General features: G+C 40.9%; 11 protein-coding genes. All 11 read left to right on the plus strand.

Annotated elements, in window-relative coordinates; genetic code table 11:
* The first annotated feature begins 8 nt into the window (after nt 1–8).
* Nucleotides 9–1,310, plus strand: a complete 1,302-nt coding sequence (locus O3798_RS07910) for an extracellular solute-binding protein (protein ID WP_048711377.1) — start codon at nt 9–11, stop codon at nt 1,308–1,310.
* 517 nt (nt 1,311–1,827) lie between these two features.
* Nucleotides 1,828–2,379, plus strand: a complete 552-nt coding sequence (locus O3798_RS07915) for a DUF1697 domain-containing protein (protein ID WP_371464185.1) — start codon at nt 1,828–1,830, stop codon at nt 2,377–2,379.
* 54 nt (nt 2,380–2,433) lie between these two features.
* Nucleotides 2,434–3,990, plus strand: coding sequence for a bifunctional UDP-sugar hydrolase/5'-nucleotidase (locus O3798_RS07920; protein WP_371464186.1), 1,557 nt, complete (start codon nt 2,434–2,436; stop codon nt 3,988–3,990).
* A gap of 611 nt (nt 3,991–4,601) precedes the next feature.
* Entirely contained in the window at nt 4,602–5,273 is a 672-nt protein-coding gene (locus O3798_RS07925) for a hypothetical protein (RefSeq protein ID WP_371464188.1), read from the plus strand.
* A gap of 50 nt (nt 5,274–5,323) precedes the next feature.
* Nucleotides 5,324–6,007, plus strand: coding sequence for a response regulator transcription factor (locus O3798_RS07930; RefSeq protein WP_371464189.1), 684 nt, complete (start codon nt 5,324–5,326; stop codon nt 6,005–6,007).
* Complete coding sequence (locus tag O3798_RS07935; RefSeq protein ID WP_371464190.1) at nt 6,004–7,002, plus strand: sensor histidine kinase; 999 nt, start codon at nt 6,004–6,006, stop codon at nt 7,000–7,002. The genes O3798_RS07930 and O3798_RS07935 overlap by 4 nt, the downstream gene beginning before the upstream one ends.
* Nucleotides 7,003–7,125: 123 nt before the next feature.
* Nucleotides 7,126–8,022, plus strand: a complete 897-nt coding sequence (gene rapZ, locus O3798_RS07940; protein ID WP_285251529.1) for an RNase adapter RapZ — start codon at nt 7,126–7,128, stop codon at nt 8,020–8,022.
* Complete coding sequence (yvcK, locus tag O3798_RS07945; protein ID WP_371464191.1) at nt 8,019–9,050, plus strand: uridine diphosphate-N-acetylglucosamine-binding protein YvcK; 1,032 nt, start codon at nt 8,019–8,021, stop codon at nt 9,048–9,050. Before rapZ ends, yvcK begins: the two co-directional genes overlap by 4 nt.
* Before the next feature lie 72 nt (nt 9,051–9,122).
* Nucleotides 9,123–10,073 carry a DNA-binding protein WhiA gene (gene whiA / locus O3798_RS07950; protein WP_285251531.1) on the plus strand — a complete coding sequence of 317 codons (951 nt, stop codon included), beginning with the start codon at nt 9,123–9,125 and terminating at the stop codon, nt 10,071–10,073.
* A 50-nt stretch (nt 10,074–10,123) separates the two neighbouring features.
* Nucleotides 10,124–10,504, plus strand: a complete 381-nt coding sequence (locus O3798_RS07955) for a single-stranded DNA-binding protein (RefSeq protein WP_371464192.1) — start codon at nt 10,124–10,126, stop codon at nt 10,502–10,504.
* 53 nt (nt 10,505–10,557) lie between these two features.
* Complete coding sequence (locus O3798_RS07960; protein WP_371464193.1) at nt 10,558–11,247, plus strand: DUF554 domain-containing protein; 690 nt, start codon at nt 10,558–10,560, stop codon at nt 11,245–11,247.
* Nucleotides 11,248–11,271 lie beyond the last annotated feature (24 nt).

Here is an 11,271-nt window from a genome sequence, read left to right on the forward strand (position 1 = left end):
GAAGAAAAATGAAATTCAAATCTTTAGTAAAAGCGACACTAGCAACAGCATCAGTTGTGGCGTTAACAGCGTGTGGAGCTAACTCATCAAACAACGGCTCTTCACAACAAGCTGAAACTAAAAAAGACATCGTAACAGAGGTTAAATCAGAAACTACAATCACTTTCTGGCATGCTATGAACGGTCAGCAGGAAAAAGCTCTTCAAAAATTAACAGAAGACTTCATGAAAGCTAACCCAAATATCAAAGTAGAGTTACAAAACCAATCTCAATACAAAGATTTACAAGCAAAAATTAACGCAACTTTAACTTCACCAAAAGACTTACCAACAATCACTCAAGCATATCCAAACTGGTTATACAATGCTGCTGAGCAAGATGCATTGGTAGACTTCAAACCATATATTGAAAACGAAACAATCGGATTCAAGAAAGGTGAAGAAATCCGTCCAGAATTAATGGAAGGTGCTAAAATCAAAGGAGTACAATACGGTATTCCATTCAACAAATCTACAGAAGTATTATTCTACAATGCAGATTTATTGAAACAATACGGTGTTAAAGTTCCAACTACTTTAGATGAATTAAAAGAAGCAGCTAAAACAATTTACGAAAAATCTAACCACGAAGTTGTTGGTGCTGGTTTCGACTCATTAAACAACTACTATGCAATTGGTATGAAGAACAAAGGCATTGACTTCACTAAAGAATTAGACTTCGCAAGTGACGCTTCAAAAGAAGTTGTTAAATACTATGCAGACGGAATCCGTGATGGATACTTCCGTACTGCTGGTTCAGATAAATACTTATCAGCACCATTCCAAAACAAAAAAGTAGCTATGTATGTTGGTTCAACAGCTGGTGAATCATTCGTAGCTAAAGGTGCTAAAGAAGCTGGTTTCGAATACGGAGTAGCTGTTCGTCCTGAAAAATACGACCTACAACAAGGTACTGATATTTACATGTTCGAAGGTTCTACAACTGAAGAACAACGTACAGCAGCATTCTTATACTTGAAATTCTTATCTTCAGCTGAATCTCAATTATACTGGGCACAACAAACTGGTTACATGCCAACAATTGCTTCAGTGTTAGAACAAGATGCATACAAGAATTCAGGTTCTAAAGTTCCTAAAATCTTAGCAGATGCTACTAAGAATTTATTCTCAATTCCTGTAGTTGAAAACTCTGATCCTGCATACTCAGAAGTTCGTACGATTTTAGAAAAAATCTTCAAGACTGAAAATGGAAATGTAGATCAATTAGTTACAGATTCTAAAGCACAATTTGATGCTGCGTGGAATCAATAATCACATATAAGTTCATTCACAACACAATCACAACGAAAGCCTGGGGAATTTTCCTCAGGCTTTTTGTGTGGAATGAGTGTATGTGCTGTATAGTGAGTAGGTGTTGGAAGGCCCATGCGGGGGAGGCTTTTAGGTGTATGGGGTGTGGTGGTGGATTGCTTTGGAAACATGCGGATTTAATTGTTGAAAGTATATTAGTGAGCCACCGACTCGAGTCTAGGGTCTCTCGTCTTTGAAGCCTCAAAGAGACACTAACGAATGGATTCGTAAGTGTCTCTAATTCGCATTCAATGGATATTCTCACTAATCTTTCAACAAAACCGCTGTTTCTGTCGCAATCGACGTTTTCGGTATTCACCTAAAAGCCTCCTGAGGGGGATTCCACACAACAAGCTGAGGGAAGTTGAGAGGCGTTCCTTAGATTGTGTTCCTCATTCACGAAGGACCGGTGCGGGGATAGGGTGAACGCGTTTCATAGAGAGTGTGCTATAATGGGGCGACAAGAGAGGTGAGTCGGATGCGGTATGTGCTTTTATTAAGGGGCATCAATGTTGGTGGCAAAAATAAAGTTGTGATGAGCGAATTGAAGGAATTGCTGAGAGGTGAAGGGTTTAGCGATGTGGATTCGTACATTAATAGCGGGAACTTATTTTTTGCAAGCGATGAGAGTGTAGAAAATATCGTTTTGAAGGTTGAAAAGGTGCTAGAAGAGAATTATGAGTTCTCGATTCCGTTTGTGCTACTTTCAAAAGAGGAATACTTAGAAGAAATGACGGGGCTTCCGGAATGGTGGAAGGATGATTTTGCTAGAAAAGATATTTTATTTTTCTCACGGGGAACAGATGTGAGTGAGATTATCCGATTTGTAGAAGAGTCAGCATTTTATAATGAAAGAGTCTATATCGGGAAATGTGCAGTCTTCTGGGCGAAAATCGATGAGGCAGAGTATCAAAAAACGACTTACCATAAAAAGATTTTGAAGCAACCATTTTATAAGACGATTACGATTCGAAATGGGAAGACATTTGATAAAATCGCAGAAATACTGCAGACAGAGAAACCTTTGTGATAGGGCTTTTTTATGGTACAATAGTGTGTGAATTTGTAGAGAGTGAGGCGCATTATGGAAATTAAAATTATTGAAACTAGTGATATGCATGGGTACGTGTTACCGACAAACTACACAGAAAGAAACATGGACTTAGGATTCAGTACGGCGAAGGCTGCGACTGTGATTCGTCGCTTAAAAGAAGAAGCGAACGGTCCTGTGATTCAAATCGAAAACGGGGACTTCATTCAAGGGTCACCATTAAGCTACTATGTTCGTAAACAAGATTCAAAAGTAGCATCTGATTTAACAAAAGTATTGAACTACTTAAACTATGACTTAGGAATTTTAGGAAACCACGAATTTAACTATGGGTTGGACTACTTAAGAGAAGCGATTGCGTCTTACAACCACCCAATTCTTTGCTCAAACATTTTAACGAAAGATGGAAAGCCAGCGTTTGGCGAACCTTACAAAGTGTTCGAGAAAGACGGCGTGAAAATCGCAGTTTTAGGGATTACAACGCCTTATATTCCAAATTGGGAACAACCTGCTACGGTGAAAGATTTAGTATTCGTGAGCGCATTGGAAACAGCGAAGAAATACGTTCCAGAAATGCGTAAAGTGGCGGATGTTGTCGTGGTAACTTACCACGGAGGATTCGAGTGCGACCTTTCATGCGGGGACCCAACGGAACTGTTAACAGGAGAAAACGAAGGGTATGCGATTGCGACGCAAGTAGAAGGAATCGATGCGTTAGTGACAGGACACCAACACCGTGTGATTGCACAAAAAGTGAATGGCGTGCCAGTCATTCAACCAGGATACCGCGGAGCATATGTCGGTGAAATCAGCTTAGAAGTAGAAAAAGTAGACGGGAAGTATACAGTTGTTTCAAGCGAAGCAAAACTTCACCCAACAGAAGATGTTCCAGCAGACCCAGCTGTATTAGAAATGTTTAGCGACTTACAAGCGGAAGTGGAAGATTGGTTAGATACTCCAGTAGGAAAAGTTGTTGGAGATATGACCATTAAAGATCCACATGCAGCGCGTTTAAGCGAGCATCCATATATTGAATTTATCAATAAGGTTCAAATGGAAGCCAGCGGTGCAGACATCTCAGGAACTGCGTTATTCAACAATGACGGACGTGGATTCAACTCAGAAATCCGTATGCGTGATGTGATTACAAACTACATTTATCCAAATACATTAGCCGTTCTAAAAGTGAGCGGTGCGGACTTGAAAGCGGCTCTTGAGCGTGTGGCGACTTATTTCATCGTCGAAAACGGAGAAGCGGTCTTCAATCCTAAATATGTGGAACCAAAACCTCAATTCTACAACTACGATATGTATGAAGGAATCGAGTACACATTAGACTTCACTAGACCATTCGGCGACCGTGTGACTCGCTTAGAGTATCATGGCAAACCTGTTCAAGATACGGATGAATTAGAAGTAGTGACAAACCAATATCGTGCAGTTGGTGGCGGAAACTATAGTATGTTTAAGCCAGAGAAGATTGTGCGTGAGGTGCAGATTGATATGACGGAGCTCATTGCGGAATACTTGCGCAAACATCCAGTCATCGAAGCAACAGTCAACAACAACTTTAAGACTGTGGTGAAATAATATATAGACACTTCAAACTCCTCAGAGTTTGTTATAGAAAAGCATTATAGGATACCGGTTTGAGTCTTAGGTCTCAAACCTACCAAGCTTCAAACAGTCTCTACGAAATGAATTTCTAGAGACTGTAATTCACATTGGTTATGATTCCCTATAATGCTTTCTATAACCTCTGAGGAGTTTTCTGTTTTATCAGCGATTAAGTTGTTGTGTTGCTTCAATAAAGTTAGAACAAATATTCCTTCATTCGAAATGAGAAGCGTTAGCCATAATAGCTGTACCGGATTGAGCCAAGGTCTCAATCCTATCGAGCCTCAAACGGATGGTAGGAAATGAATTTCCAACCATCCGTAATTCGCATCGATTACTGATCGCTATAATGGCTACTATGTTATCCGAAAACGCGTAGCTTTTTTATTTGCCTCTTAGACTGTTGTGTTGCTTCGATGAAGTGAGTGCAAGTATTCCTTCATTCGAAAGGGAAATGTGCTTAAAATGGATTGGAGATTCTTATGTTGAGATTGCGAAAAGTTTAGGATTTTGTTAGGGAATGTTACGGTATAGGCGGGATATGGTATGATGAAGGCACTGTATTGCAAAGTGAGGTTTTGTGTGTGAAGTTAAAGAAATGGTCGTGGATTGGTTTATTGGTACTTTGCGTGACGTTGTTAGTGGGGTGTGCGGATCACACGAGTAGTGGGTATCTTGAAGAGCTGGCTGGGAAAGAATTGAGCAGGGCTTATCCGACAAAAAATATTGAAGATTTATTTGAGCAGTTTCCGAAGGGATTTACGGTAAGTCAGATGCGTGTAGTCGGTGACTCGAATGTATTTGTTTATCTTGAGGCTAGGGGAAAAGGGAACCCACTAGTTGGAACGATTAAGCAGCTCAATTCTAAAACTAAGGAAGAAGAGAAAAGTATACCGTTCCAATATGTGAATGGAAAGTTTGTTTTTGAAAATGAAGAAGAGGCGAAAAAACTCTGGCCACAAGGAAAGTTTTTATTCCAGGAATTGCAATTGAATAAAGATATTTTAGCAAAGGCAAAATTGGTAAATAAGAATTATACAAAGAAAGAAGAAACTCCTACTGGGGATAATGAATTTTATCTGAAATATAGTATTCAACTTCCAGTGGTCAGTCGGATTTTGGGGATAGACGAGTCGCAGCAGGTAGAGCTCTTTATCTTTGGTCGTGACGAGTCCGATGGCTTCGTATATGAAATTGGAACGGAGCAAGATAATCAAACGACTTTATGGGAAATGATACGAGAAATTAGGAAATAGATGGTTTTCTGTGAATTGGAAAGATGGTACAATGAAAACGAGGTGAGTGTATGCAAACAATAATGATTGTCGAAGATGAAAAAGTCATTCGCGATGCGATTGTACAAGAATTGGAAAAATGGAATTATGAAGTCGTTGCGGTGGAAGACTTTTCGCAAGTGTACACTCAATTTTTAGCCATCAATCCGCAGTTGGTGATTCTGGATATTACATTGCCGTTTTATAATGGCTATTATTGGTGCCAAGAGATTCGTAAGGTGTCTCAAGTGCCGATTATGTTCTTGTCGTCCAGGGATCAAGCGATGGATATTGTGATGTCGATTAATATGGGCGCGGATGATTATATGACAAAGCCGTTTGAACCAAGTGTATTGGTTGCAAAAATACAAGGGATGATGCGTCGCAGTTATGAGTTCGTTCAGCAAAAAGATTGGCTGGAATATAAGGGGATTGCCTTACAACTGGGAAGCGGAAAGGTTTCGTATGAGGGTAATGTCATTGAATTGTCGAAGAATGAATTTATCATTTTGCGTGTACTGTTTGAAAAACAAGGCGATATTGCGCCGAGGGAAGATTTAATGAATGCCTTGTGGAATAGCGATGTGTTTGTCGATGATAATACCTTGTCTGTGACGATTGCTCGTTTGCGGAAGCGTCTTGGCGAAATCGGATTGGAAAAATTAATCACGACGAAAAAAGGCGTCGGGTATGGATTGGCGGAAGTGATTGAATGAAGACAAAAGTGGAATTTAGTATGGCTTGGTTCAAATCGCATGCTTTCTTACTTGGAGCGCTGGCCTTCATCGAAGTGTTTTCGATTGGGTTCTTCTTCGTCTTTAATTGGCTAAATTCAGAAGTCGGCTATTATTTATTTTTACTAGCCTTTTTCCTTTTGGTAGTCGCGGGTGCACTTTTATGGCACGATTGGAGAAAGTATAAAGAAGTCGTTCGAAGTTTGCAGCAGGAAGTGACGACGCTAGACGATGGGTTTTCGCCCGTTGTGAGTCATTTATATGAAGCGATTCAACAAGAAAAGTCGGATATGCGAGGGTTAAGTACGAAGATGAAGCAACTTCGCAAGGAAGATGTGGACTATTATACTTTATGGGCGCATCAAATTAAAACGAGTATTGCCGCAAGTCAGTTGCTGATTCATGAGTTGCCTCAAACAACTGAGAAATCTTTATTGAGTCAAGAACTCGTTCGGATTACAACCTATACGGAACTAGCGCTGCATTACGTTCGAATGGAAAGTTTCCATCAAGACTTATCGATTTCAACCATCTCTATCGATGAAGTGATTCGCCCGCTCTTGAAGAAATATGCGACCTTCTTTATTTCGAAGAAATTGCATTTGGACTATAATCCTACAGGGGAAAAAGTGGTGACGGATTCGAAGTGGCTAGGCGTTATCGTCGAGCAAGTGTTATCGAATGCGGTGAAATATACACCTGAGGATGGAACGATTCGTATTCTTTTTGATGGAAGCACGTTAACGATTGAAGATACAGGAATCGGGATTGCCCCTTACGATATTAAACGGATTTTTGAACGTGGATTTAGCGGTTATAACGGTCGTGTGAACCACCAATCGACAGGGCTAGGGCTCTATTTATCTGCAGAGATTGCTAAACGATTAGGCGTTAAACTCAGTGTAGACTCGACTGTTGGAGAAGGGACCACGGTTCGTATTCAAATTCCGTCTGAAGTGATGCAAGTGAAAGATTAATGAAAGCGAGGGGGAACCCTCGTTTTTTGTGCGATAAAAGGGGTGTTTTCGCTAAAAAGTTAACAATGACACGCCCGGATGTGTTATAATTGTAAAGATAACAATATCGTTTGAGATAGGAGAATGACAATGGCAGTAGATCAACTAGAATTAGTCGTCATTACAGGTATGAGTGGGGCAGGGAAAACTGTTGCAATGCAAAGTTTCGAAGACATGGGATATTTCTGTGTCGATAATATGCCACCAAGTCTTCTACCAAAATTTTGGGAATTAGTAAAAGAATCAGGAAAAATTACAAAAATTGCGCTCGTAATCGACTTACGTTCACGCGCATTCTTTGATGAAATCATGTCCGCTATTGCAGGCCTTGATAACACATCATTTATTACAACAAAAATTTTATTCTTAGAAGCGAGCGATGATGCGCTTGTTTCTCGTTACAAAGAAACAAGAAGAACGCACCCTCTAGCAAGTGATGGTCGTATTTACGATGGGATTATTGCGGAACGTCGTTTATTGCAAGATATTAAGACACGTGCGCAAAAAGTGATTGATACAACAAATCTTTCACCTCGTAAATTACGTGAAGAAATCATGCAAGCATTCTCTACAGGCAGCGAAGGAATTTTCACAATCCAAGTGATGTCATTTGGATTTAAATACGGACTTCCAATCGATGCGGATGTCGTGATGGATGTACGTTTCTTACCAAATCCACACTATATTGCAGAGTTACGTCCATTAACTGGATTAGATGAACCTGTGTATGATTATGTCATGAGCCAACCAGAAGCGAAGACGTTCTATCACAAATTGATGGACTTACTCGACTTCTCAATTCCAGGCTACAAAAAAGAAGGAAAATCGAGCGTGACGATTGCCATCGGATGTACTGGTGGGCAACACCGTTCTGTAGCTTTTGCGGAACGTATCGGACGCGAATTATTATCAGACTCTTATAACGTGAAAATCTCTCATCGTGACAAAGACCGTCGTAAAGAAGGGAATGGACGATCATGATGTTCGAGGTAACACCAAATCCTCCGAGAAAGAAAGGTCCTAAAATCACCGTTATTGGTGGAGGAACAGGGCTTCCTGTTCTCTTGAGAAACCTTCGTAAGAGAGATGCGGATGTAACTGCGATTGTAACGGTTGCCGATGATGGTGGAAGTTCAGGAATCATTCGAGATTATATGAACGTTGTACCGCCAGGAGATATTCGGAACTGTATGATTGCTCTTTCTCCGATGAACGCTTTACAAAAAGAAATTTTCCAATATCGTTTCAATTCCGACGACCAATTCTTCGCTGGACATGCGATTGGAAACTTAATCATTGCGGCCTTAACAGAGATGCGTGGAAATATTTTCGATGCGATTCGTCTCCTAAGCCGTATGATGGCGGTGGAAGGACATGTGTATCCTGCCGCTGAAGAGCCATTGTTACTACGCGCGGAATTCCAAGATGGAACGATTGTGGACGGGGAAGCGGAACTTGTCAAATATCGCAAGAAGATTAAAAAGGTTTCCGTGCATTGCTACGACGAGAATCGTAAGCTCGATGATAGCCGAACTCCAATGGCGGCACGTGAAGTCATCAATGCGATTATGGAAGCCGATATGGTTGTATTAGGGCCTGGTAGTCTTTATACTAGTATCTTGCCAAACTTAATGATTAGCGATATTGGTCAAGCCGTTTGTGAAACGAAAGCGGAAGTGGTGTACATTTGTAACATCATGACGCAACGTGGTGAAACGGAACACTTTACCGATGCAGATCATGTACGCGTGTTACATGACCATTTAGGAACTCAGTTCATCGACACCGTCCTCGTGAATACAGAGGCAGTGCCAGAAGAGTACTTAAACCAACAAAAGAACGAAGAGTATCTTTACCAAGTGAAGTACGACTTCCAAGGATTGCGCGACGAGGGATGCCGAGTAGTGTCGTCTGACTTTATTAAATTACGCGAAAAAGGCGTATACCATGATGGTGAAAAGGTCATCGACGAATTATTCCGTCTTCTACAAAGTGCACGAATTGAATAATACCGAATAAAATAGGAGCCAAGACTTCCTCTTGGCTCCTTCAACATGACTAGAAGAGAAAGGAGGAGGCCTGTGTCCTTACTATCATTTGCTGCAGAAACAAAACAAGAACTAACGCAACTAGAAGTGCAATATGACTATTCAAAATATGAACTTGCGGCGCTCATTCGAATGAATGGGGCGGTTGGGATTTTGAATCGTCAATTGATTTTAAATATCCAAACGGAAAACGCGACGATTGCCAGACGAATTTATGTACTCTTGAAGAAGTATTATCAAGTGGAAAGTGAACTCTTGGTTCGCCGTAAGATGAAACTGAAGAAGAACAATGTGTATATCGTACGTTTGAAACATGGAACAGAAGAGATTTTGGAAGACTTGAATATCAAGTCGAGCGGCTTATTTAATATGCGCGTTCCAGAAAATGTTCGTGAAGACGAAGAGAAGATGCGTGCCTACCTTCGTGGGGCGTTTCTGGCTGGCGGTTCGATTAATGACCCGAAAACGAGCCGTTATCACTTAGAGATTTATTCGATTTATGAAGAGCATAACGACGATATTTGTCAGATGATGAATGCGTTTGGGTTGAATGCCAGAACGATTGAGCGTCGTAAGGGGTATATCACGTACTTGAAAGAAGCCGAGAAAATTGCAGACTTCCTTGCCGTGATTCATGCTTCCAAGGCGATGCTACATTTTGAAGATATCCGAATTATTCGAGATATGCGAAATACGGCGAATCGTTTAGTAAACTGCGAGAACGCTAATATTAATAAAGTGGTGAATGCAGCCACTCGTCAAATCGAAGAGATTCAATACATTGAAGATACGGTAGGACTCGACGCCTTGCCGGATAAATTATCGGATATTGCAAAAATCCGTTTAGAGAATCCAGAAATTAGTTTGAAAGAGTTAGGCGAAATGTTACCTTCTGGGCCTATCTCAAAATCAGGGGTAAACCACAGACTGCGTAAGATTTCTGAATTTTCTCAAAAATTGAGAGAAGAAGGAAAAGCCAATTAGAAGTATCTGGACGTAGCTTACTATAGAAAAAACTATAGGAGGTTCGTCTTATGAACTTAGTATCTTTAATTGGTCGTGTTGTCAAAGAGGTAGAGGTGCAACAGCTTCAACCTTCCGGAAAGAGTGTGTTTAATAATACCATCGCGGTGCAAAATGTATACCGAAATAGCGATGATTCCTATCATTCACACTTTATCCAAGTGGTCGCCTGGGGCAAAATTGCGGAACGTATTGGCAAGTTTGTCAAAAAGGGAGACCGTATTGGCGTGGAAGGGCGACTTAATACCCGTCGCTACACTAACAAGAATCATCAAGAAGTGTATGTGATCGAAGTGGTGATTGAGGAAGTGTACTTCTTAGAGAGAAAACACGAAACAGAAGAGGACGGAGCGAGTCCTTTTGAAGATCCGCAAAGTTTGTTTGTGGAATAGTGGAAGGAGAGAAATTCCTTCACTTGGACGTATAAAATGAAGGAGTTTTTCGAGTGATTATATTAATAAATGGAACAGCAATTGCCGTCGGAGCGCTTGTGGGTGTGTTTTTACGACATATAATTTCAGAGCGTTTCGCGCAACATATCATGCAAGGGTTAGCGCTATGTGTATTCCTGGTCGGAATTAAAGGCGCGATTCAAATCCCGAATAGCTTGATTATGATTTTATCTCTGGTATGCGGTGGCGTTGTCGGAGAAGCGCTTCAAATGGAGGAGCGGGTACGTAAGTTCTCAGACTGGCTTCAGGAGAAGGCTTCAAAAGGTAAAGAAAACAATTTAAATATCGGTGAAGGGTTCGTTGCTGCAGTGATGATTTTCTGCGTGGGGGCACTTGCTACAATGGGGTCTATCCAGTTAGGAATTACTGGAGATCCAGCGTTGCTTCAAACGAAGTCGGTATTAGATGGGATTACTTCTATCTTCCTTGCGGCAACGGAAGGGATTGGAGTAGGGCTTTCTGCAGTGGCGGTCATTGCATATGAGTTAATTTTAGTGGGCTTGTCTCAACTAGTGGCTCCTCATTTGAATGATGTGGTAACCGTATCGATGTCCGCGGTTGGATCGGTTCTTTTAGTTGGTTTAGCGATGAACTTACTAGGGATTACGAAGATTAAAGTATTAAACTTCTTGCCAGCCATTTTTATGCCGATTCTACTTGTACCGCTATTTGCGTTATTTTAAGAACAAGAAAACACCGGATCAAGA

This window comes from Granulicatella sp. 20925_1_45 (assembly GCF_041433555.1).
In the GTDB taxonomy this organism is placed as follows: Bacteria; Bacillota; Bacilli; order Lactobacillales; family Aerococcaceae; genus Granulicatella.

Excerpts from the sequence above, each read along its gene's own strand:
- O3798_RS07910 (WP_048711377.1), top strand. The coding sequence starts at position 9 with ATGAAATTCAAATCTTTAGTAAAAGCGACACTAGCAACAGCATCAGTT.
- O3798_RS07915 (WP_371464185.1), top strand. The coding sequence starts at position 1,828 with ATGCGGTATGTGCTTTTATTAAGGGGCATCAATGTTGGTGGCAAAAAT.
- O3798_RS07920 (WP_371464186.1), top strand. The coding sequence starts at position 2,434 with ATGGAAATTAAAATTATTGAAACTAGTGATATGCATGGGTACGTGTTA.
- O3798_RS07930 (WP_371464189.1), top strand. The coding sequence starts at position 5,324 with ATGCAAACAATAATGATTGTCGAAGATGAAAAAGTCATTCGCGATGCG.
- O3798_RS07935 (WP_371464190.1), top strand. The coding sequence starts at position 6,004 with ATGAAGACAAAAGTGGAATTTAGTATGGCTTGGTTCAAATCGCATGCT.
- rapZ (WP_285251529.1), top strand. The coding sequence starts at position 7,126 with ATGACAATGGCAGTAGATCAACTAGAATTAGTCGTCATTACAGGTATG.
- yvcK (WP_371464191.1), top strand. The coding sequence starts at position 8,019 with ATGATGTTCGAGGTAACACCAAATCCTCCGAGAAAGAAAGGTCCTAAA.
- O3798_RS07955 (WP_371464192.1), top strand. The coding sequence starts at position 10,124 with ATGAACTTAGTATCTTTAATTGGTCGTGTTGTCAAAGAGGTAGAGGTG.